The sequence below is a fragment of the Sphingomonas sp. IC-56 genome (assembly GCF_021043375.1).
Classification (GTDB): domain Bacteria; phylum Pseudomonadota; class Alphaproteobacteria; order Sphingomonadales; family Sphingomonadaceae; genus Sphingomonas.
Genome location: NZ_JAJNDV010000002.1, coordinates 1 through 21,300 on the forward strand (window position 1 = coordinate 1; position 21,300 = coordinate 21,300).

The 21,300-nt window shown below is 64.9% G+C and carries 22 protein-coding genes and 1 tRNA gene; 13 read left to right on the forward strand and 10 right to left on the reverse strand.

Annotated elements, in window-relative coordinates; genetic code table 11:
- The first annotated feature begins 13 nt into the window (after positions 1–13).
- The 4 genes from LQ953_RS03245 (at position 14) to LQ953_RS03260 (ending at position 2,416) form a co-directional block, all read left to right on the forward strand.
- A complete protein-coding gene (locus LQ953_RS03245) occupies positions 14–985 on the forward strand; it encodes an agmatine deiminase family protein (RefSeq protein ID WP_231029538.1) in 972 nt (323 codons plus the stop codon).
- Positions 986–996: 11 nt separating this feature from the next.
- Positions 997–1,845 carry an N-carbamoylputrescine amidase gene (gene aguB, locus LQ953_RS03250; RefSeq protein WP_231029244.1) on the forward strand — a complete coding sequence of 283 codons (849 nt, stop codon included), beginning with the start codon at positions 997–999 and terminating at the stop codon, positions 1,843–1,845.
- Between the two features lie 7 nt (positions 1,846–1,852).
- A complete protein-coding gene (gene folK, locus LQ953_RS03255; RefSeq protein ID WP_231029245.1) occupies positions 1,853–2,350 on the forward strand; it encodes a 2-amino-4-hydroxy-6-hydroxymethyldihydropteridine diphosphokinase in 498 nt (165 codons plus the stop codon).
- Positions 2,341–2,416: transfer RNA gene (locus LQ953_RS03260), tRNA-Lys, on the forward strand. Before folK ends, LQ953_RS03260 begins: the two co-directional genes overlap by 10 nt.
- Before the next feature lie 96 nt (positions 2,417–2,512).
- Here the strand turns inward: LQ953_RS03260 and LQ953_RS03265 are convergent.
- Genes LQ953_RS03265 through LQ953_RS03290 form a run of 6 tightly spaced genes read right to left on the reverse strand, consistent with a single transcriptional unit; the run spans position 2,513 to position 8,842 of the window.
- Positions 2,513–2,926, reverse strand: a complete 414-nt coding sequence (locus tag LQ953_RS03265) for a hypothetical protein (protein ID WP_231029246.1) — start codon at positions 2,924–2,926, stop codon at positions 2,513–2,515.
- Positions 2,874–4,388: a hypothetical protein gene (locus tag LQ953_RS03270; RefSeq protein WP_231029247.1), complete on the reverse strand. Its 1,515-nt coding sequence runs from the start codon at positions 4,386–4,388 to the stop codon at positions 2,874–2,876. Before LQ953_RS03270 ends, LQ953_RS03265 begins: the two co-directional genes overlap by 53 nt.
- Entirely contained in the window at positions 4,388–5,392 is a 1,005-nt protein-coding gene (locus LQ953_RS03275; protein WP_231029248.1) for a TniB family NTP-binding protein, read from the reverse strand. The genes LQ953_RS03270 and LQ953_RS03275 overlap by 1 nt, the downstream gene beginning before the upstream one ends.
- Positions 5,389–7,620, reverse strand: coding sequence for a hypothetical protein (locus LQ953_RS03280; protein ID WP_231029249.1), 2,232 nt, complete (start codon positions 7,618–7,620; stop codon positions 5,389–5,391). The genes LQ953_RS03275 and LQ953_RS03280 overlap by 4 nt, the downstream gene beginning before the upstream one ends.
- Positions 7,621–7,622: 2 nt before the next feature.
- Entirely contained in the window at positions 7,623–8,660 is a 1,038-nt protein-coding gene (locus LQ953_RS03285) for a hypothetical protein (protein ID WP_231029250.1), read from the reverse strand.
- Positions 8,657–8,842, reverse strand: coding sequence for a hypothetical protein (locus tag LQ953_RS03290; RefSeq protein ID WP_231029251.1), 186 nt, complete (start codon positions 8,840–8,842; stop codon positions 8,657–8,659). The genes LQ953_RS03285 and LQ953_RS03290 overlap by 4 nt, the downstream gene beginning before the upstream one ends.
- 128 nt (positions 8,843–8,970) lie before the next feature.
- On the opposite strand from LQ953_RS03290, the gene LQ953_RS03295 reads away from it, so the two are divergent.
- Complete coding sequence (locus LQ953_RS03295) at positions 8,971–10,137, forward strand: hypothetical protein (RefSeq protein WP_231029252.1); 1,167 nt, start codon at positions 8,971–8,973, stop codon at positions 10,135–10,137.
- Here LQ953_RS03295 and LQ953_RS03300 read toward each other — a convergent pair.
- On the reverse strand, positions 10,122–11,066 hold the full coding sequence (locus LQ953_RS03300) for a hypothetical protein (protein ID WP_231029253.1): 945 nt from the start codon (positions 11,064–11,066) through the stop codon (positions 10,122–10,124). The two genes, LQ953_RS03295 and LQ953_RS03300, sit on opposite strands and share 16 nt — an antisense overlap.
- Positions 11,067–11,280: 214 nt before the next feature.
- Between LQ953_RS03300 and LQ953_RS03305 the strand changes: the two genes are divergently transcribed.
- The 4 genes from LQ953_RS03305 to LQ953_RS03320 all read left to right on the forward strand — a co-directional run bounded on the left by LQ953_RS03305 (position 11,281) and on the right by LQ953_RS03320 (position 13,843).
- The gene (locus tag LQ953_RS03305) at positions 11,281–11,580 is read left to right on the forward strand and encodes a hypothetical protein (protein ID WP_231029254.1); all 300 of its coding nucleotides are present in this window, start codon (positions 11,281–11,283) and stop codon (positions 11,578–11,580) included.
- 122 nt (positions 11,581–11,702) lie between these two features.
- Positions 11,703–12,257, forward strand: coding sequence for a hypothetical protein (locus LQ953_RS03310; protein ID WP_231029255.1), 555 nt, complete (start codon positions 11,703–11,705; stop codon positions 12,255–12,257).
- A gap of 64 nt (positions 12,258–12,321) precedes the next feature.
- Complete coding sequence (locus tag LQ953_RS03315) at positions 12,322–12,732, forward strand: very short patch repair endonuclease (RefSeq protein ID WP_269141280.1); 411 nt, start codon at positions 12,322–12,324, stop codon at positions 12,730–12,732.
- An 88-nt stretch (positions 12,733–12,820) separates the two neighbouring features.
- A complete protein-coding gene (locus LQ953_RS03320; protein ID WP_231029256.1) occupies positions 12,821–13,843 on the forward strand; it encodes a DNA cytosine methyltransferase in 1,023 nt (340 codons plus the stop codon).
- Here LQ953_RS03320 and LQ953_RS03325 read toward each other — a convergent pair.
- From LQ953_RS03325 to LQ953_RS03335, 3 genes are all read right to left on the reverse strand, one after another.
- Positions 13,763–15,112: a hypothetical protein gene (locus LQ953_RS03325; RefSeq protein ID WP_231029257.1), complete on the reverse strand. Its 1,350-nt coding sequence runs from the start codon at positions 15,110–15,112 to the stop codon at positions 13,763–13,765. The genes LQ953_RS03320 and LQ953_RS03325 overlap by 81 nt on opposite strands.
- Entirely contained in the window at positions 15,112–17,169 is a 2,058-nt protein-coding gene (locus tag LQ953_RS03330) for an ATP-binding protein (RefSeq protein WP_231029258.1), read from the reverse strand. The genes LQ953_RS03325 and LQ953_RS03330 overlap by 1 nt, the downstream gene beginning before the upstream one ends.
- Positions 17,170–17,869: 700 nt before the next feature.
- Positions 17,870–18,115 carry a hypothetical protein gene (locus tag LQ953_RS03335; protein ID WP_443026537.1) on the reverse strand — a complete coding sequence of 82 codons (246 nt, stop codon included), beginning with the start codon at positions 18,113–18,115 and terminating at the stop codon, positions 17,870–17,872.
- A gap of 71 nt (positions 18,116–18,186) precedes the next feature.
- On the opposite strand from LQ953_RS03335, the gene LQ953_RS03340 reads away from it, so the two are divergent.
- The 4 genes from LQ953_RS03340 to LQ953_RS03355 all read left to right on the forward strand — a co-directional run bounded on the left by LQ953_RS03340 (position 18,187) and on the right by LQ953_RS03355 (position 21,176).
- Entirely contained in the window at positions 18,187–18,600 is a 414-nt protein-coding gene (locus tag LQ953_RS03340) for a MerR family transcriptional regulator (RefSeq protein WP_231029540.1), read from the forward strand.
- 1 nt (position 18,601) lies between these two features.
- Complete coding sequence (locus tag LQ953_RS03345; protein WP_231029259.1) at positions 18,602–19,837, forward strand: DUF4238 domain-containing protein; 1,236 nt, start codon at positions 18,602–18,604, stop codon at positions 19,835–19,837.
- A 570-nt stretch (positions 19,838–20,407) separates the two neighbouring features.
- Positions 20,408–20,758: a hypothetical protein gene (locus LQ953_RS03350; protein WP_231029260.1), complete on the forward strand. Its 351-nt coding sequence runs from the start codon at positions 20,408–20,410 to the stop codon at positions 20,756–20,758.
- 10 nt (positions 20,759–20,768) lie between these two features.
- Positions 20,769–21,176, forward strand: coding sequence for a hypothetical protein (locus LQ953_RS03355; RefSeq protein WP_231029261.1), 408 nt, complete (start codon positions 20,769–20,771; stop codon positions 21,174–21,176).
- Positions 21,177–21,300 lie beyond the last annotated feature (124 nt).

The window sequence follows — 21,300 nt, forward strand, 5'->3', positions numbered from 1 at the left end:
TACATGGCGCGCCATGACTCTACCCCCACCCGCCGAATGGGCCCCGCACGACGCCGTCTGGATCGGCTTCCCCAGCCACCCCGAACTCTGGCTTGAGGACTTGGAACCTGCCCAGCAGGAGGTCGCCGGCTTCGCCAATGCCGTTCATGCCGATGGCCGCGGTGAGCGGGTGATCCTGGTTGCCGCCAATGACGAGGCGGCAGAGGCGGCACGCAAGCTGGCGCCGCATGCCGAGGTGATCGTCGAAGCGTTCGGCGATATCTGGCTGCGTGACACCGCCGCCATCCTCGACGGCAACGGCACCGCGCACGATTTCGACTTCAACTATTGGGGCGGCAAATATGACCTCCCCGGCGATCAGGACATTGGCGCCCGCCTCGCCACCCGCGCGCAGCTGAAGGCAGAGCGCCACGACTGGATCCTCGAAGGCGGCGCCATCGATGGCGACGGCACCGGGCGCTGCGTCACCACCGAACAGTGCCTGCTGAACCCCAACCGCAACCCGGACCTGACCCGCGAGGATATCGAGGCGCGGCTGAAGGCCGACCTCGGCTACACCTCGGTACTCTGGCTGGGCGAGGGTCTCGCCAACGACCATACCGACGGCCATGTCGACAACCTTGCCCGCTTCGTGGGCGAAAACCGGCTGCTAGTGCCCCGGGGCACGCAGGACGATCCCAACACCGCGATCTATGACGACGCCGCTGCCCGCGCTGAGGCTGCCGGGATCGAAGTGGTGCGCTTCCCCTCGCCCGGCCGCGTGCTCGATGAGGAGGGCGAGATCATTCCGGCAAGCTACATGAACTTCTACATCGGCAATGCCGCCGTCGTGACGCCGGTCTATGGCCAGCCCAACGACCAGGCCGCGCTCGACGCGCTGGCGGCGCTGTTCCCCGGCCGCGAGATTGTCGGCGTACGTGCCGACCATATCTTGACCGGCGGCGGCAGCGTGCACTGCATCAGCCAGCAGCTTCCCCGGCTCTGAAGGACCCCGACATGACCCAGATCACGGTTGGCGCGCTCCAGCTCGCCTTTTCCAACGACATCGACGCCAACATCAAGGCGGTGAGCGAGATGGTGCGCGAGGCCGCCGGCCGCGGCGCGCAGGTCGTGTTGCCGCCCGAATTGTTCGAGGGCGAATATTTCTGCCGCGTCGAGGACGAGGGGCTGTTCTCCAACGCGAAGCCGGTCGACGAGCACAAGGCGGTGCTGGCGATGCAGGCGCTCGCCGCCGAACTCTCCATCCACATCCCGACCAGCTTCTTCGAAGCCGATGGTCCCCACCATTACAACAGCCTCGCCATGATCGGTCCCGACGGGAAGGTCGACGGCGTGTACCGCAAGAGCCACATCCCCGACGGGCCGGGCTATGAGGAGAAGTTCTATTTCCGCCCCGGCAATACCGGGTTCAAGGTGTGGAACGGCCCGGGCGCCAAGCTCGGCGTCGGCGTATGCTGGGACCAATGGTATCCCGAAACGGCCCGCGCGATGATGCTGATGGGCGCCGAAGTCCTGTTCTACCCCACTGCGATCGGCTCCGAGCCGCATGACGACAGCCTCGACACCGCGCGGCTGTGGCGCCGGGCGATGGTCGGCCATGCCGTCTCCAACGTCGTGCCGGTGGTCGCCGCCAACCGCGTCGGCACCGAGCATGGCCAGACCTTCTACGGCACCAGCTTCATCACCGACGAGCGCGGCGACATCCTGGCCGAACTCGACCGCGAGGAGACCGGCATCATCACCGCCACGCTCGACCTCGACCGCGTCAAGCGCCACCGCGCCGCCTTCGGCTTCTTCCGCGACCGGCGGCCGGAGCTGTATGGGCGGCTGGTCGCCGACATCTGAGCCCGGAGTGGCCGCGTCGCGCTATGTGATTGCGCTAGGATCCAACCGGCGGGGGCGGCATGGCGGGCCGGAGCGGGAGATCGCCGCGGCGCTGGCTGCGATCGGCGGCGTTTGCGCGGTCTCGCCGGTGATAGGAACTGCCCCCCTCGGCCCCTCCAAGCGCCGCTTCGCCAATGCCGCGGCGGTCATTGAGACCAACGAGCAGCCCCCCGCCCTGCTTGCCCGGCTGAAGACCATCGAGCGTGCCTTCGGCCGCCGCCGGGGCCGCAATTGGGCAGCACGGGTGATTGATCTCGACATCCTGCTCTGGTCCGGCGGCACCTGGTCCAGCCCCGGCCTTACGGTGCCTCATGTTCAGTTCCGCACCCGCCGCTTCGTGCTCGATCCGCTGGTGCGCATCGCCCCGGACTGGCGCGACCCGCTGACCAACTTGAGCGTGCGCCAGTTGCGCACCCGGTTGACCCGCCCCGTCCTCGCGCTTAGGTGCGCGCATGTGGGTCCGTAGCTCAGTCGGTAGAGCAAGCGACTTTTAATCGAGAGGTCATGGGTTCGAATCCCATCGGACCCACCACTCGAACGGCCGAGGCACTGCGGCGCTCTTACTTTGTCACAAGAGGCCTAAGAGACGAACGCCCCTTGCACCAGGCGACGGGGCGGGCCAAGGGCATTAGCTGACCTCATCCGCAGGGGCGGAAAGTTGCAAAGGCAGGCGGCTTACCAGCCCGCGTTCCGCAAGCGCCAGTCGGCACCACCCCTCGTGAACACGCCGAACGCCCTCACCGCTGAGTTCGTGATGAAGCGCAATCGGGCTTAAAGGCGACGATGCAGAAGCCTCACCCACATAGGCCACAACGGAAGCGAGACGGTTTAGCGCGCGCCGGTCCACGCCCTTTCCCTTGCCGAAGGGCACAATCGTCAGCCCGGCGGATGCAATGGAGGCTTCCGCTTCGTAGTGAGCGGCGCCAAGGATCTCATGTGCGTCTCTGAGCGAGACAAGTGTCAGCCCGAGCGGATCGTGCATGTCGGCGTCATCCGCGGGGACAACGGAAAGATCGGCTGGGTTGACCATCATGTCGCGCACTTCGGGAGCCTGCCCATCTAGCAGGTAGTACCTGAACTTTCGGTCCAGCATCGCGCCGATGATCCTGGCCCATGGCTTCTCGCCTCCGAACCGAACCATCGCATACCGCAACGAGACGAAGCCTCTCGGCGCTGCCGACCTGATAGCGACGCTGGCAAGGTCGTCCTCCAGCGCCTGTGCCGATGTTGTGTCGATCAGGTTGCCCCGGAGAACGCGAACGCCAGGATGATCCATCAAGGTCAGGCGCTTCGCGACCACCAACTGGCTCACGGCATATACTGGCAGATCGAACCGGGCAGCGGTCTTTTCCCGGTGTTTCGCCGGCCTGAAGCTGCCGCTGTAGTTCGTCGACATCGTCGGCATCGTATCTGGCGCGAAGACGCTGCCTGCTCGGGAGCGGCTCGAACTGGATCGCATCCGCCTCTCGCAGCTGCCCGAGCTCCAAGCTGGATGTCCAGAGGCGTTGGTTGACCTCGGTTGCGGTGTAGAACCTGGTCGCGGAGGAGAAGGTCTTTACTGTGCGCCCGTCTAGCTGCGGGAATGCCATGGCTAGGATCGCCTGCCCCTCCTTCTCGGCATACTTGCTGATCCAGCGCACCTCGTTCCGCACTTCGTCGTAGGCGGCAAGGTCGTCGGCGTTCGCTTCCATTCGACGCGCTACAATCTGCTGGATGCTAGTCGGCCATGCACGCAGAAGCCGGGCCCCCGCTGAGACGACCGCGGCGATGCTAGGGGACGGCTGGGTTCGGAGTCGGTCGAGCTCCCAGCGCGTCGGCAGATGGCTGGCCATGACTCCCGACTTCAGCATCACGTCCACGATTGCGGATCGGGGATATGGCCGGAGACACGAGGGGAGTCGAGCGAGCGCGCGCTGACCGGCCGCGGGATCGCGCGACATCAGGTCGGCGGCCAGCTGGTAATCGTCCTCCAGGTCGGGTGAAAGCGGCGGCTGTTCCGACGCCGGCACCTGCTTGCCGCAAGTTTCGCAGTTGGCGATCCCGCGGGTGCGGCGCCAGCCCAGCGGGCCGCAGCCCGGGCAGTCCTCCACGAGGTGCTCGAACGATTGCGGACAGTACGGCAGGAGCCGGTTGAGCCAGGCGCTGCGATGATAGGCTTCGCTATACAACGAATTCGGCCCGATGCGGCGGCGGACGAAATCGAACGCGGGCCGCGGCATGAGCAGATCGCCAAGCATGATGCTGCCACGGCGGTCGGTAGTGGCGAAGGCGATGGCGTTGAGCAGCTCCACGTCCGTCCGCATGACCTGGGCCAGGAGCTCGATTGAGGCGGGGTCGGCCAGCTGCACCAGGCCGGGCTTCGTGATCAGGACGCCCCCTCCTTCGAGTGCCGTTGCGACCCGCACGAGGCGTGAGTCACGGCAGCCGGCGGCGAGAGCTCCGGCGAGGCTCTCGTCCGGCTGCGGATGATATTCGAAGCGCAGGCGTTTCAGCTGTCGGATCATCACGCGACCCTGCTCGAGAACGGGTCGCGCCCGATCCAATTCACCGGCCCCATCGCATATTGCCGCGTGGCGACGCTGAGGTCGTGCTTCTCTACGAGCGGCGAACCTCGCCACAGGGCATGCTTGGTCGCCTCGCAGACGACGCGGCACACACGGCCGACGTGTCCGCTGCTGACCGCGACGAGCTGGCTACGAAGTCCGGGCCCGTCGAGCCCCGCCGGCTCATCGATGATGCCGGCCTTCACCATCGACTCGTCCAGCTTCTTGCAGAATTCTACGAACAGCTTCTGATCGGCCTTGTCGTTGCGCGGGTCGAGCGGCTTCAAGACGAGCGGGGTTCCCAACCGGGCGGCAAGATCACCGTTCGTTTTGAAGAACTCTTCGGCCTTCTCGTTGCCGACCAGTATGAGTGGAACGATGCCCCGGTTGAGGAACGACTTGAGTCGGTTCGTCACTGCGGTCGCCTCCGTGGTCTTGCGATCCAGGTGCTGGACCTCGTCGCCCACCAGTCCTTCGACGCCGAGCTTCCGCGAGAAATGGTGGATCCGGTCTTCGAGATCGTCGATCGTGTCGTGCTTGTTATTCCAATTAGGGTCGTCGAGTTCCTTGAGGATCTTCCGGAAGAAACTCTTGAGCGACGTCGCTTCATCGAGTTCCACGGTGATGACCTGGTACTTGTTGGGCGAAAGCCCCGCCTCGGTCCTCAGGCGAGCGACTTCCGCCACCAGCGCCTCGATCATCCGCGACTTGCCCGCATTGGTGAACTCGGAGAGACAGCAGCCGTCGATCGGCCCATCGAGAAGGGGCAACGTCGACGCCATGTAGGTGATCAGCTTCGTTACGAGATCCTTCTGGGGCTTATGGTCGATCCAGTTGGTCTTGAAGAATGGCAGTACCTGAACGACCCGGTTCTGCCGTGCCTTGTTCGAATAGTCGGGGACATCATGCCCACGGGTAGGCTGCGGCTGCACGCCGAGCGGATCGAGCTTCTTTTTCGGCGTCATTGACCGTCCCCCTGATCGTGTTGCGCGTCATCCTGTTCCTCCCAGACAATCCCATCATCCAGGTCCTCGCCCTCCTGCAGTCCGCTGAGCAGGTCCGAGTTCGACTTCGGATCGGGGTCGAGCCCGCTCCAGTCTGGTGGGATTTCTGGCGGGCCCTTGCTGCGCTTCTTCTTCCTGCGGGCGTCATCCTCGGACCGCTTCTGAGAGGGCCCGGTCGGGGGATCGACACGATCGACTCCGCCGACGTCGGTGGGGAGCAGGAGATGGTCGAATTCGGTCAGGTCGGGATCTTCGGCCAGCCTGCCGCCGAGCTGCCGGATCTCGTACTGCTCGAGGACGGCGGCTGCCTTCTTAGCGATGGTGAACGGCTTTTCCTCGACCACCTTCATCTGCTGGTCGAGCGACTTCGCACGACGCAGCGCACGTTCCATCGTCGTCTGGGCGCCGGTCGCGCCCGACGCGACGCACGACTTGTGGAAGGCGTGTTCGTAGCGGGTGAGGAACTTGATGTAGTCGGGGTCGTCGGACCAGAGCTCGACATACTCGTTGCCCGCCACGTCCACGACCTCGATCATATCGAGGTTCCAGTCGTAGACGCGCAGCCAGACGTCGCACTTGGCAGTGCCGGTCAGACGCGACCGGATCTTCTGTGCAGCATGATTGCGCGAGAGCGTCTGCGTGACGCCTTCGCGGTTCCACTTGTAGAGGATGTCGTCGTGGACGACGCCGTCGTTCGTCAGGACGCCGCGTTCGGTGCGCGCCAAGTGCCGCCGGACCTCGGCGGGCGGCGTGAAACGGACGCGGGATTTCATGACATGCTCGAGCATGACCTCGTTCGGGGTCCGCCAGCCCAGTGCCTTATGTCCGGTGTCGTTCCATTCGAGGCGCAGTGCCTCGTACTTCTCGGCGAGCGCCTGGCGGGTCAGGGAAGCGTCCTCGAGCGGATCGTACCGGATGTTCCTCCTGCGGCTGCGCGCGGACAGCACCGTGCCAGGTTCCCCGTCGAGCCGGTGCTTGATCCAGCCCCAGTAGTTCTCGAGGTTGGACTTCTCGTCCGACGCGAACCTTTTGGCCAGCTCCATGGTCCCGACGACGCTTGTGATGTTACCGAAGGCGAAGCGGGGAATCAGCGCCTTGTCGTTGTCGGCCCTCAGGTGTCCGATGCGACCGAAGCAGAGGAGGAGCATGGGGTCGTCGGCGATCATCTCCTCGGTGAGCGCGGGCGGGGTGAGTGCGCCCATGATCGCGCCGAAGCTCATCTCGGTGCGGTAGGCACCGCCGAATGGTGAACTCGGAAATGCGAACAGGCTGTAGGCATCCATGAGCCCGATGACCTTCAGCTTCTGGCTCGGGATCTGGACGTCCTTGGAGAAGAGCGTCACCTGCTTCAGCTCCGTGCCGTCCATGAGGACCAGCTCGAAGGGGCGGCTGACCGCCATGACGTTGCCGGAGGCGTGGAAGTATTTCTCCGCCCGCTCACGACCCCACTTCGATGAGTAGGTCTCGGCATTCTCGCACTTGTTGATGCGGTTGATCACAGTCGACTTGTTCGGGGGGCGGTCGCCGATGTCCGGCACGCCGCGGTCCTGCAGCCGCTTCCAGGCGGCGACGACCAGCGCGTGGGCGTCCATCTTCTTGAACTGTTCCTCCGCGTAGAAGAGCGCCATCGACTGGTGAACCAGGCGATCGACGATCGGCGGGAGCTGCGACTGCCCTTTCTCGCGCCCGCTCCTGTTGCACATGGCGCCAATCCTGCGATCGAAGGCCTGCAGGTTGTCCATCCAGCGGATGATCGATCGGCCGGAAGGCACCTTGGCCCCTGCGGGCCAAGTCTCCTTGGCGAAGCTGACGAGAATCCCGTCCGACCTTGGCTTCCCGGCCTGAAGCGCACGCAGCGCGAGGTCATATTTCAGGACCGACCGCGGATCCTTCGACAGGCACGCGGAAATGTCCCAGCCTAGATAGCGGCCCCGCCACTCCGACAGGGTGTCCTCGTCATGGCTGCACTCGTGCAGCCGGCCGGCTGCATATTCCTCGAGCAGCCAGCGGACGGTCGGGCGGGCCATGACGCCCGGCGCGATCTCGACGGCATACTCCTCTTCCTCGGTGCCATCGACGAGAAAACGCAGGACGAAGGCGTCCACCGCCTCGACGAAGACGATGCGCTGCTGCTGGTGCTGCTGGCGATGGATGAAGACGGTCCCGAAGACCAGGCCAAGGGGGTTCATGGTCAGGCCGCCTTTCGCTCGAAGCGGCCCAGCAGCTCGCGCAGGGCATAGGGGGCGACCGGGCGCGGCGCCGTGACGATCGTATCCGCGGTCGGGATGCACCGGAGATCGAAGTCGACGATGCGGCGGAGCAGCATGGCGTAGAGCTTGTCCGCGCCGACGCTCGCCGGTCCGCCGAGCGCACCGACGACGTCGGCGTAGCGGGTGCGGCCGCCGCCGGCCATGATGACCTGCCGCGCGGCGGTGCCGTCGGCTTCCGGGTCGAAGGCCGTGAGCCGGGCCTCCATGGCGATGGAGTGGGCTTCCACGGTCTCGTCCCGACGGAAGGGCTCGCCCTTGATCCGGTGGATCGGGCCAAGACCGCTCGCCTCGAGGGCGAGGCTGACTCGCTCCAGCGGGCGCCGGACACCCTCGGCGGCGAACCACGCGTCGTTGGACTTGATCTCGCCGAAGACGACGCGGTGGTCAGCGATCTCGTAGGCGACGTCGGGATATTTCCTGATGAGCACGCCATCGGCGCGACGGAACAGCAGAGCCAGCGGCTGAAACTGGAAGTCGATGTACCGCGGGCACAACTCGAGGTGGTCGGCGATGGCGGGCTCGTTCGGACCTTCCATGAACTGGATCCGGCGCGGCTTCTCGAACATGCTGCCGCAGGTGGTGTAGTCCTGCGCGTAAGTAATGCCGTTCCTGACGTGGCCGAGGCCCTCCGCCGACTCGATGGCGACCAGCTCCCACCGCGCGGGATTCTTGAGATCGTCGAGCCTGGTCGGGTTGAGCAGGGCGTAGGGCACCGCGCGGACGGGATGGCGCGGCGGACGACGGGTCGGGTTCCAGTTCGCCAGTGGAGCGATGGGCGACCCGAGACCTTCCGCCAAGTCGCGATGGTCCGTGGTGACGACTTCGACGTCGACCGGCGGCGAGGAACGCCGCCCGTCGCGGCCCGAACGGGTGCGGTTCGATCTGGTGCCCGGCGCCGACCCGTGGCGGCGACGCTGCGCGCGGGGAGGAGCCGCAACGCGGCTCTGGGGCGGCTTCATGCGTCGTCTCCGCGGCCAAGGCGATGGCGCCGTTCCGCGCTCAGCTTCTCGAGCAGCCGGATCATCTCCGCGGACGTCAGCCACCGGCTGCCGTACCGGATCGCGCCGTGACGCCGGCGAATCCACACCGTCTCGCGGTGACGCCTCGCCCGATCCGACCCCGTCCCACTGTAATCCCTCATGCCAACTCCTATATTGCCGTAGAACCTCTAACAACCTTCCCGACTAGGGAGATATGCTAGAACTTTTCCGGCGACAACGGGGTCCAGAAGATTCTTGTAGTTAATGCTGACGTTAGGTAGATGGAGCTATGTCGCAGAGCTTCGACGTCCCAGACGCGCAGACGCCGATCCTTTTCTCCCACACGCCCCGCGAGGATCTGATCGCGGCCCTGGAGAATGCACTCGGGCGCGAGGCGAATGACGAGGAACGGCACCTGTGGATGTCGATGCTGCCTGATCGACGGGCGCTGACGCTGAAGCGGATCGAAGTGGTCAAGGACTGGGTGGATCGACCAGGCGAGATGACCGCTGCGGAGGCGGCCGGTCTGGCGAAAGTGAAGGTCAGTCGCTGGTACGAGATCGTCGGTGCCTGGAAGGCCGCGAAGAGCATCACGGCTCTCGGCACCTTCGCCAACCGGCCTGGCCGCCGGGGGCCGAGGCTCGACGGCGAGATCGTGAACAGGATTCAGGCGGTGCTGGTGCCGACGGTCGCGGAGCGCCTCGCCGCCGACTCGGGCACGAAGGTCGGGACGATAGTCACCGCGCTGCAGAACCACCCTGATCTGGAAGGGCTCGCTCTTCCGCACGTGAATACGCTTCGCACCATGGTCGAGCGCGAACTTCTGCGCGTCCGCGGCGAGCAGCAGGCCGGAAAGCGTCCCGGACTGGACGTCGTGGCGTGCGACCTGCTCCGTCGGGACGGTACGCACCACCTGATGTTCGCCGTGGTCGACCGAACGGCCCGCTACATTCTCGGCTTTTCTGTGGGGCACATCGACGACAGTCTGTCCGCGTACGCGCGCGCGGCGCGCGATGCGCTTCGCCGGATCGAGGGGCCTGATGGCGGCGCGCTGCCCTGGGCCGACCTCACCGAGCGGGTCGACGTGATCGTGGGAGAGGACGAAGATGCATGGGCGCCCGTATTCCAGGCGCACGCTGCACACCCGATCGTGGGCAAGTTCGACCCCGTCGTCAGCGATGGCCGCTATGGCCGCTACTTCAAGCTGGTCGCAGGTTCGACAATCGGGAACCTCAGGATCGTGCCGATGAAGACCGACGGTAGCGGCAAGGTCAGCGCTGATGCCCGTGTCTATACGGACGCGGAGGCGATCGAGGCGATCGAGATAGACGTAGCGCGGCACAACTCCGAGGTGCGGGCGGCGTCGACGACGACCGGGGCGCCGCGACCAGCGCCTGCCACGATCGAGATCCTGCGCTTCATCGCGGACGCGACTGACCTTCAGGCAAGGGGCTGATCCGCCAGGGCGAAGGGCGCTGCCGGCGGCCGACGAGCGTTGTGCGCGGCGACTGCCTGGTCGATCGCGATCCTTACGTCCTGCGCCGGCAGCGCCGTCACGTTGCGCACCTTGGCGAGTCGCTCGGCCGGCTTCGCCCGGGACAGCTGGAAGACGATGCCGACGCCGCCGATCGCCGGGGCGAGCAGCTGAGTGAGGGTCGGCAGCCCGGCGGGTCGCCCTGGCGGAACGGTCGCACCGATCGCGGCCTGCTCGAGCTCGCCGAGGTGCGGAGCTCGGATCCGCATCGGTCGCCCCTCAGGGTCTGCCGCGGCACGTACAGTTGCCATCAGTCCCTCGATCGACGGCGGCACGGCCGGGTCCAATGACATTTCGTACGCCACGATGACCCGTTCGGGCAGCTGCACCGCCACAAGCAGTCGCGGGAGGACCACACCCTCGCCATGAGCCGCCGGCAGCTTCGCCGCGCAGCTGTCGATCAGGATTTCCGGTTCGAACGAGGTCGGCTGGTCCAGCTGGGCTCGTGCGGCGGCCAGCATGTTGGTGATGGTCGCGTTGGAAGGGGCGACGATCCTCGCCTCCGCGCAGCGCCGCGTCACCTCGATCAGCACGTCCCGGCGGCGGGCCATGGCACCGAGGTCGGCGATGACCTCCCGGGCGATGTTGGTCGAGGCGACGGGGAGACGATTGGCGATCTTGGGGGAATGGTGGGCTTGGGCTCCCGGGAGGATAGCCGGGTTGCGCCGCTCTCGCCAGATCTGCGCCAGGTAGCTGAAATGCGCCTCGCCGAGTCCCAGACGTTGCGCGAACGCCCGACGCGACCGCTGCGATCGCTCGGGAATGGCGCAGTACTCGTCGAGTATCTCAACGCGCCGGCGGATCTCGGGCCAGCGCGTCGGATCGACGCCGGACAGGTCGATGCCTTCCATCTGTTTTTCCTTCGATGTTGGTTCTGCTTGCGCCTCGCCGGACACATCAGGGGGGCGGCGCGGATCGGCGGTGTCGGCCGCCGTGGATTGACCGGACGCATTGACGCGCCGGCAAGTATTCGCGCCTAGATCGGGAGCGAGCAGGAGGGACGATGTTCGCCTATCGCATCGACACTGATTTCAGCATCTCGCGGTCGAGGACGCAGACGTCGAGATGAAGGCGCGCGGCTGGGACTGGAGCTGTCTCGATTATGACGACGGCCACGACGTCTGGTGCAACGACTGGGGTCTGGTCGAGCCTGACCTGGTGCTGGCGTGGGTTGGTCGCGCGCGCCGGGTGCCCCTGCCTGCCTATATCCGCGGCGCCGACGGCGAGGACAGCTGCGACCCGCACGTCGCCATGGCGGACGTGCGCTCCGGCCGGGAGGGCGACCAGTCCCACTGGCCGGTACGGGCCGATCCGTCGGGACGTCGGGTCATCGGGCTAGACCCAGCCGACGTCGTGGACGTGTGATTCCCGTGCTGATCCCGGTTTCGGCTGTTTTCCAAGCAGTAGGTAAATCGCCTAGCACTTGATCTGCCAAGTTGCTTCACGACTCCCATCAAAGGCGGTATCTAGAACTGGTGAACGAGCAAATGCACTTCGACATCGAATTGGTGCGTGCGGTGGACGATACCCGCCTGGGCTGGCCCGGAACTCGCCAGCTGCAGGAAGGCAGCCGGCTAGGCGGCAACCACGAGTATGTCGATCTCCGATACATCTCCTGGGCTGACGCAATTGCTGTTGCCCGTGAAGAACGGGAGATCAGCGACCGGATCGGGCGAGCCGACGATCCTGATGATGAGTGGACTGTCATTCAGGATGAACTCGAGGACGATCCCGGCCTGCTTGTGCTGTTAGATTTAGGTGTTGCTTCAACCGTGGCGGCGCTGTCGGCCGCTGGCTGCATCACTATCTCAAGTTGCAACGGTGGCGCCCACGGCGATCATCATCACGAACGCTATCCCCTCGTCGCCTTCTACGCGCGCCGCCAACATGTGCCGCTGCTTCTCAGTGCAGCTGAACTGGCCGGCGTCGGGATCGAGAACGACCCTGACGGTGCGCTCGTCGTCTATGCGGACGCCCTTGATCGGATGTCCGCGTTCGCGGCAGCACTTCTGGCGGATCGCGCAAGATACGAAGCGCTGTGAACGGCGAAGTGGGGCGGTACAGGGCACTCCGACGTGGCCGCCGCCTGCTGCGGTGCGACCGTCGATGGATCGGATAGACCCGAAACGCCGCAGCGAGAACATGCGACAGATCAGGGCGCGCGACACCGGACCTGAACTGATCGTCAGGCGTGCTCTGCATGCGCGGGGTCTACGCTTCCGCCTCCATCGACGCGATCTGCCGGGAACGCCCGATATCGTGCTTCCCGGACGAAGGCTGATCGTGTTCGTGCATGGGTGCTTCTGGCACAGACACGCAGGATGCCGAGGATGTACGACGCCGAGCACCCGTCGCGAGTTCTGGCAGAACAAGTTCGACGCGAACGTCGCTCGAGATGTGAGGGCAGCGGAGTCGCTCACCGCAACTGGATGGCGGGTGGAGACGATCTGGGAATGCGAAGCCCGCGATCCGAATAGTCTCTCCCGTCGTCTGGACGCGATTATCGTTGATCCGTAGTGGCGCGGTAACATCTGCTCCCGCTGCGTGCGGGTCGAGCCTGGCGGCGGACTGGATAACCTGGTAGCCTTCCATAAGCGGAGGCGACATGATTACGGGTTTAGACATTTTCTGCGGCGCGGGAGGAAGTAGCGCAGGCGCGCGTGCCGCCGGCGTGACGATGCGCGGGGCCGTGGACATGGATGCGGTCGCGACTGCGAGCTATCGGGACAACTATCCGGACGCGCATGTCGTGACCGGTCGGCTGGAAGAGATCGACGTCCAGGCTCTTCATGATCGTATCGGCGACGTGGATCTGCTGCTTGCATCGCCCGAATGTACCAACCACACCTGCGCCAAGGGCGCGGCGCCGCGCAGCGAGGAGAGCCGCGCGACCGCCATGTCGGCAGTGGAATATGCGAAGGCTTTCTCGCCGCGGTGGCTGGTGATGGAGAACGTTGTCCATATGCGGCCCTGGTCCCGCTACGGCGAGCTGAAGCGGGAGCTCGAGGCCCTGGGATACCATCTCGAGGAGCAGGTGCTTGATGCTAGCACCATCGGCGTGCCGCAGAGCAGGCGGCGGCTGTTCATCGTCGGAGACCGGGAGCGTGCACCTCGGCTTGTGCCGTCGGGAACGATGGTCCCAGTCCCCGCTTCGACCATTCTAGACCCTGCAGGCACATGGAAGACCACGCTGCTCGACCGTCCAGGGCGCGCCGCGGGAACCCTCGCGCGGGCGGAACGGGCCTTCCAGGCACTGGGGCGGGAGACGCCGTTCCTGCTGGTATATTACGGCACCGACGGGAGCGGCGGATGGCAGCCGCTCGAACGCCCGCTGCGTACCATAACGACCGTCGACCGCTTCGCGCTGGTCACGCCTAGTGTCGATGGCCCACGCATGCGGATGCTGCAGGTATCAGAGCTGCGGCGGGCTATGGGATTGCCACCCAGCTACCTGCTGAACCACGGCACGCGCCGTGATCGCGTGAGGCTTCTCGGCAACGGCGTCTGCCCACCCGTCATGGAAGCGGTCGTGCGGGCGCTGATCGGCTCAGGCCAAGCGCACGATGCCGGGTCGGCCGACGTAAGTGGTAGTGTGCCCGATGAGCTGCATGAGGAGCTGTTCGCGTAAGCGGTAGATCGCCAACCATGTTTCAGTGGCGGCCGCTGGGCGGGTAATCTCGAAGCGGCTGTTCACATGCAGCACAAACGGATCTGGTACGGAAGGCAAGGTCAGAACGGGTGAACGCCATTCCGCGGCGGGTGGAACCACCTTCCCGTCCGGGCCCGCAAGGCGGGGGACCGCCACGGGTATCTCAATGGCGAACAAGAAGGGAATTGGACCCGGGCGCTTCTGCGCGTGATCGCACACCGCTCCGATGCGAACGAGCCTTGGACGACACTTCGCGTGGTGATCACGGTGAACCTTGAACTCTGCCCTGAGCAGGTGATCAATGTCCACACCGAGCAAGTCGGTTAGCGCCGCGTCGCTCCAAAAATTTGGGGGTGTCTCGCTCACCGCGCCCCAGTCCGCCGATGCGATCCGCTCGGGGCCAGCCACTGCGACGTGCAGCATGCGGTTGATGCCTCCGGCCTCGGCCAGCGTCGCTTGCGGCAGCTGCTTCTGGCCATGTCTCGTTACTGCTTTCGTCCACAGTGCGGCGACGGAGCCATCCCCCTCCTGGTTCACGATCCGATCCGCCAGGATCGGCGCAAGCGCACTGGTTACCGCAGCACGCGGATCGTCCGCGACATGCTTCTTGCCGACTGCTTCCACCGCCAGCCGGCTCAGAACCTCATCGAGTGCGCCGCCGAATGCAGCAGTCGTCCGGCTGGCGGCCGGAACGAGAGATGTCAGGGAGGACAGCGTCTCACCAGCCGCCGCAAGGACATCAGTCTCCCATCCGATCAGCGCGGCGAGCTGCGGATTGGCGTCCAGCGCGCTCTCGACGGCTTGGCGAAGCTCATCGGCAGCCTCGGTGACCCCGGTACCGACGTTGATGAACTTCTCCTTGGGCAGTGACATCACTGCCAGCGGACGGCACCATGGCTTATCCGGATCGAGCGATTGATCGAGATAGTCGTTAAGCGCGGTGGCCAACTGCGCATGTTCAGTCCACAGGATCAGAATGAACGGGCCACCGATCTCGCTGATGTTGTCTTCGAGGATCGATGCGATATTGGCATAGTGCTGTTTGTCGTCGGTGGTCTTCACCCCGGAAATGAGGTGAAGATCGAGAAAAAGGGCTCGGACCCCTCGAAAGGATAACCTTTCAAGGGGCTGAGCCGGATCGAACTGAATGCCCATGCAGGGCGCTCCGAGCCGCTGGAAGGTTTCCAGGATTGCCGTGAGGTGCTCGGCCTTGTCGTCGACGGCCAGGAAGCGAGGAGCGGCGAACATCAGTTCCTCTTCGGTTTCGGGAAGACCAGGGCGATAACGGCGCCGTCGAACTCTTCGGGTACACCGGCGTCCTCGCGGTCGGGAAAGGCGAGCCGTCCTCCGTTCAGTTCCATCACCATGTTGGCGTAGTAGAGGCCCACGCCCATGCCGTCGGGGCGACGACTGAAGAACGGTCGTGTGAGACGTTCGGGATCGTCCTGGAGACCCGGTCCAGTATCGGCGATCACGATCGCCGGCCCCTCCGCTATGTCGTGGCTGATGCCCATCCACACCGCACGCGGCGAACGCGCCGGCGGAGGTCCGTCTTCCTCGGGCCAACGGAAGCGCATCCAATAGAAGGCATTGTCGAGCAGGTTGTTGAGCGCGCCCAGCGCTAGGCTGAAGGCGAAGCTCGGCTCCAGGTCGGGTGCGTCCTCCTCCAGCATGGGCGCGGCAAGTCGCACGCCATGCGTCCGAAACCGGATCTTATTGATGTCACGGACTCGTCGCACGAGGTTCTTGAGACTGTGCGGCTTCCTGTCGCCCTTGCGCAGCAGCTCGGTGAAGCCGTCGAGGATGCGCACCAGCTCTTTCGCCTGGGTCTGGATGGCGCCTGGATTGCCGCCCCCTTCGATGGCGTCGTATAGGACCCGCACACCCTGCTCGATCTCGTGAAAGACCACGGCGAGGTTCATGCCGGACAGTCCAGCGCGCAGCATCGTCTCGCGCATTTCCTCGTAATCGCGCTCGACCCGGTTGATCAGCGGGTCCATCTCGGCCGACAGCTTGTGGCGGCTCGCCGCGGCTCGCAGTTCGGCGAGTGGCCTGCGGACCCGATCGGTCTCCGGATCCCTACCCGTGTCCGTGAGAATCCGGATGTTGTCCTTGTCGATCTTGCGCTCGGTTTCGAGCAGCGCAAGCGCGCCCAGCACGATCTGCCTGAACCGGCGATAGGCGTCGTTCTCAACGAAGCCTTCCCTGTTCGTTTTCTCGGTAAGGCCGTCGCTGCTTCCTAGCTGGAGATCCAGCGCGCCGACGACGATGTTGCGGCTGATATTGCGCGTGGGCGTGTTTACGCGGCGTAGGTCGAGCCCCAACCAGTCGTCCCCGGGCTCACCGTAGTTGTAGACCCGGATGCCGTCTCGATAGACGCGCACGCCGCCGTTTTCGTCGAGAAATCCAGTTACGAGTTGGCTGTCGCCGAGTTTGTTCAGGATGGCCCGATCACGATCGTAGACGTAAAAGGTGCCGGCGACGGGACCTATGCCGGCGGCCAGCGTGGCATCGGCGGTCACCTGCCGCGTTCCACGACCGCCGCCAGGCGTATCGTCGTCGCGCTCGGCTACGATCTGCAGCGGCTGATCGCTCTTTTCGACGTGACGTGACGCGAGCTTGATGCCGGTGACCCCGCGGAAGTCGTATTCGTACTTGAGGCGGCCGTTCTCGAACGAGAAGCTGAACCTCCAAGGTGCCCTTGCGAGAAGCGCCTCTACGTCAGGCACGCCGGCGACCCAGTCCTTGTGCTCAGGCACCGAAAGTGTCGCTTCGAACCTGTCCGACCGGGTGGTGAACGGCGAGGATATGGACGTGATCTGCCGCTGGAGCCGCCGGACATCGCCGCGTGTCCACTTGCGGTCCCGCAGCTCCGTCATGGTGATCCGGGTTCCGGTCTTCTGACCCTTGAATACCACAGGCTCCCGCGTGACGACCTCGACGGTCGCGTCGGAAAGGAACGGCTTAGCAATCAGCGCGCTCCAGTCGATCACCACCACGACTTCCTGCTGCCCAGCCGCACGCGTCACCAGTTCGATGTGATCGCCCAGCTTGTGTACGGCGAAGCGTCCCACGCCCTTCTCGCCGAGTGGTAGGCGATTGAGCCGAGTCCGTCGCATCGCCTTGCGCTGAATCTCCTTATGGTCATGTGCCGGCACCAGCCAGATGTCGCGGACCGTGTCTGGTGACATGCCGTCGCCATCGTCGGTCACCGTGATACAGGGCGAGCCGCTCGCGATGCCGTCGATGACAACCCGCACTTCCTCGGCATCGGCATCATATGCGTTCTTGACCAGCTCGAACACGGCGAGCCGCGGCGTACCGATCAGCTGGTCGCCCAGCAGCTGCAGTAATCGAGCTCGCGGCCGGAAGCTGAGCTTTTCGGATGGTGGCTGGCTTATGATCGTCCTCAGGATGCAGCAAAGCGTTGCAGGGATTGTGCATGGGGAAGCTCGTAAAGTCGAGGTCGTCAGGCAATCACCCGCACTTCTTCCTCGTCGCCGCCTTGGCGCCTTCGGTCTGCACGGTGACGTGCTCTGTCCAGTGTCTCCGCCGCCTTACGCCGCACCGCGTCGACATCCGCCTGCGCTGTTAGCGTGACGTGCACGGTGCAGCTGACGTCGTCGACATCGACCAGACGTGTAGGTCGTGCAGCCGGCGACGCCCGCAACTGTCGTGACGGCGGCGTGGACCTAGCTCAGCCGCAGGCTCGACGACACGCCCTTGAGATGCACGTTGATGGTGTCGCGCAGCAGGATTCAGGTGCGCGGCAGCACCCACAACCAATCGCGACGGCCATGACCGAAACGATCTAGGCTCAGCCAGCGAAGCGGATCGCAACTGAACCGGCGATGACGCCGCTCGAGCCGATCATGTCGGCCATGACCTCAAAGTATGCGTCTTGACGCTAAAGCTGGCGCCCTTGCCCGCGGTGCAGCTGCATCGAGGCGAAATTCACGACGAGACCCCGATGGCAGCGACGATCATCCTGCCCTAGGACTTTATCTAGATGAAGCGCCGGCTCGCCTCGATGAAGACGTAGATAGCGATGCCGCTCGCGTAATTTGCGCTGTCGCCGAGGAAGTCGAGTGCGTCCGCCTGCAACGCCTTCGATCCGCCGGCCACGCCAGCCACGATCTCGGCGACGAACATCGCGGCGTTCACGCCCAGTGCGATCCACAGCGCGCGACGCCAGCGCGGATTGCCAGTTGCGGTGGTCGGAGATGATGCGCAGCAACTGCCGCAGGCCATGGTCGTCGCCCTTCGTGTTCGTCGTGCGACGCGCTATATGGACCCTGTAGCAGGTACAGGGTCAAGACGTGATTGCGCTGACGATCGGCAAGCTGGCGGCGGCCACCGGTACCAAGGTGGAGACGGTGCGCTACTACGAGCGCGCCGGGCTCATCGCTGCGCCAGCCCGGACGGAGGGCAACTACCGGTCGTACCGGCCAGAGGATGTTGAACGGCTGCGCTTCATTCGGCGCACGCGCGACCTTGGCTTCTCGCTGGACGAGGTTCGGGCGCTGTTGGCGATGGCGGAGCAGCGCGACCGCGACTGCGGCACCGTCGATGCGATAGCGACTCAGCATCTGGACGAGATCGACCGCAAGATCGCCGACCTGACCGCGTTGCGCCGGGAACTGGCCGGCGTGATTGCGAGCTGCGCGGGTGGTACGGTCGCCGAATGCAGGATCCTGGAGGCATTCGCCCCCTCGGCCGATCAGGCCTGCGGCTGATATGCCCGACAACAAGAACCAGCACTACGTGCCGCGCTGCCACCTAAAGCCGTTCACCCGGAACGGCGAGGGGCTCGCGATCAACCTGCTCAATCACGGAAGCGGGCGGGTCGTGCTGGGAGCGCCCGTGAAGAACCAGTGCTCGCGGAGCTACTTCTACGGCGAGGATCTCGTGCTGGAAAAGCTGCTTCAGGGCGAAGAAGGCAAGTACGCGGCCATCGTGCGCGACGTGATCGCAGGCGCGGCGATCGACGAGGCGCAGCGTCGGCTGCTGCGGGACTTCGCCTACCTGCAGGTGAGCAGGACTGCGGCGGCCATGGAACGGCGTCGGGCCGCGCTTGTCGACATGGACAGGGTCTCGCATCAGGGGTTCGAGGACATCCGCAAGGACGAGGCGGACACATCCCACCGGCGTGTCATGCTGTCCGTCATGAAGACGTGGGCCGAGACGGCCCGGCACATCCATGATCTCGATGTGCTGCTCGTGCGCAACGAGACCGCGCGCGACTTCTTCACCTCCGACGATCCGGCCGCTCTGACGAACCGTGTGTATCTCCAGCGGATGAAGGACCATAGCTTCGGTCTGATCAGCGTCGGTACGCAGGTCGTGATGCCCATTACGCCCCGAGTGGCGATGATGTCCTTCGACCCGAAGGCCTACGCGCCGAAGGGCGCATCCAAGGGCTGGATCGTCGCGGACCGAATGGTTGATATTGACGCCATCAACGAGTTCCAGCTGCTAAACTCGGTCGCCAACTTGTACTTCAGCGATCCGGATGACGCTGATCGTCTCCGGCTGGCCTTCGAGGAAGCGGAACCGCGGCGGCCGGCAGATCGGTTCCGCCACTGGGTTGGCATCCAGATCGAGGACGAGGGCATCTACGAGCGCTACCGGCGCGCGACGCCCGAAGAGCTGCAGACCAGAGCGACGCGCATAACTTCGCACTCGCCGGTGTATCCCGTGCCCTCGCGCTGGTTCTCCAAGCTGCCGTTTCGGCTTCCTCTTTCAGGGGCGACGAACGGGTCGGGCGTAGGGTTCGTGCGCTCCGCACATATGAAGTCTGGCGCGGGGTTCAGGATCGAGCCGATTCCGACCAGGCCGCTGCCCGGTCACGTCGCGGATGGTCCGAACGTCGCCTATCTCCGCAAGGAGGTGGCCCGCGAGCCGGCGCGTCGTTCGATGCGCGTCGCCGACCTGAACGCCCTCATCCGGTCCGCAGGGAGACACCTGCGCTGACCAGCAGGTCGACGAGCTGCTTGATGTCGACGGCGCCGCATGCGCATCTCCCGCCAACTTGCCCCCAGCCGACTTCCGTTCGAAAGACCGGTCGACCAGCTACTGTGTGCGGCCGCACGAGCATCGTGAATATCACCAGATCTTCGATCACGCGGATTGATCACGCGTACTCCCGATGATCGTGGTACCTTACGATCCATCCTGAAAATGATCGCCATGCGGAAAAGGTCGATCTATATTCCCCGATGCACGGGAAGCGGTTCCCGAGCCGGGGCGTGGAAACCCTGAACGAGAGTCGGTCGAAAGACCAAAGACGGTCGAAGAGCTTCTTCGGCCGGGTGGCGGACACGTATGTCCAGACCACCCGGTTAAAGGTGCCCGCGCCAGCTCGTTCTGGTTTCCAACACCCGGCTCAGGGGGCCGGCGTCCCATTCAACGGGACGCCGCCGACTGAGCTGCGTCCCTTCCACGAGGGAGGGCGACGATGATTGGGGATCAGAGCAGACCACCGAGAGCCTCGGCCACGCAGGCCACTTGCAGAGGATCGACGCGAAACTTCGGGGTCTGAGCATGGTGGTCCAGACCGTACCGTTCGTCCCGATTTTCATCCTCGGCGGATTCTTCCTGATCGCGCCGGGCATGATCGTCACTCTCTTCACCAACAGCGATCCACTCGGCTTCGCAGTCGTGATGCTTACCGCAATCGCCGCTCTGGTGCGCCCGACGGCGAGCTGGATACTGTTCACCGTGCTGTGCGCGATGCGAACGGTGCCGTTTATCGTCGCGGCACTGACGGCAGTCGCGATGCGCATCGGCCTTGCTCAAAATGGCTGGCCTTACCTCATCATGTACCTGGTCATCGGCGGCGTCGCGCAGCTGCGCATTCGCTCGCTTCGGCGATCCGGCCAAATCGACATCTGAAGGAACTGTGATGATCCATTTGATGGCGTTCGCCCTGGCGGCGGCGCAGGTTCCCGCAGCCGGTCAGACCGGCGTGACCTCGGCAGCGCCACAGACGACGAAGGGCAGCCCTGCGACCTTCGACCTCGCCGGCTTCCGACTTGGCATGAGCGAGGCCGACGTGGAGCAAGTGATCCGCGAACGACGCCTGACGGTGCGACGCCGCACGCGCGCCACGACCTTCGAGGATCGGGTTCGCGACCTCGTCAACGTGCGTGGCGGGCGGTTGCCGCTCAAGGGCGGAAGCGTGCTCGACAACGCGGATCTCGACGACGGCAAGGGCGGTAGGATCTCCATACGGATGCTGGGATGGCCGGACGGCGCACGCATCCGCAACGTTACCTATCTGCCGCCGGCGGGAACCACCCCTGCCGCCTAGCACTCCATGCTGACGAGCAAGTATGGTCCGCCATCGACAGACAGCGGAGGTGTTGAAAGTGACGGTCTGCATTTCCGGTGGTGCGGGAAGGCAAGCTGTCTTGGCGAAAGCGATACGAGCCGGA